This is a genomic window from Nocardia sp. JW2, assembly GCF_051843015.1.
GTDB classification, from domain to species: domain Bacteria; phylum Actinomycetota; class Actinomycetes; order Mycobacteriales; family Mycobacteriaceae; genus Nocardia; species Nocardia coubleae.
The window spans coordinates 1-384 of record NZ_JBPXLK010000066.1 but is presented as its reverse complement, the minus strand read 5'-3'; the positions used below and the strand labels follow the sequence as shown (position 1 = coordinate 384).

At 53.9% G+C, this 384-nt stretch carries 1 rRNA gene; it reads left to right on the top strand.

Annotated elements, in window-relative coordinates:
* Positions 1-67, top strand: a 16S ribosomal RNA gene (locus ACSVDM_RS30815); the annotation flags it as partial.
* Positions 68-384 lie beyond the last annotated feature (317 nt).

Sequence of the window (384 nt, the reverse complement as noted above, 5' to 3'; positions counted from 1 at the left end):
ATCGGCGATTGGGACGAAGTCGTAACAAGGTAGCCGTACCGGAAGGTGCGGCTGGATCACCTCCTTTCTAAGGAGCACATCTCCAGATGGTGTCTCGAACAGTCGAGAACGCCTCTGGCAGAGACCGTTTAGTTCCCAATCGTGGAGCTGCGGACGCTCATGGGTGGAACGCTGACAACTTTCATCGCACTCGATCTCAGCAATGTCTGAGGTCGCGATGGGTATACCGACACACTATTGGGTCCTGAAAGAACACGCGAAAGTGTTTTTTCATGGCAAGAACAAACGATCCGATGAGATCTTCCTAGATACCGCCGGCGGTGACGCCGAGTTGGTCCGGGTACGAGGTCACTTCGGGTGTGTTGTTTGAGAACTGCACAGTGG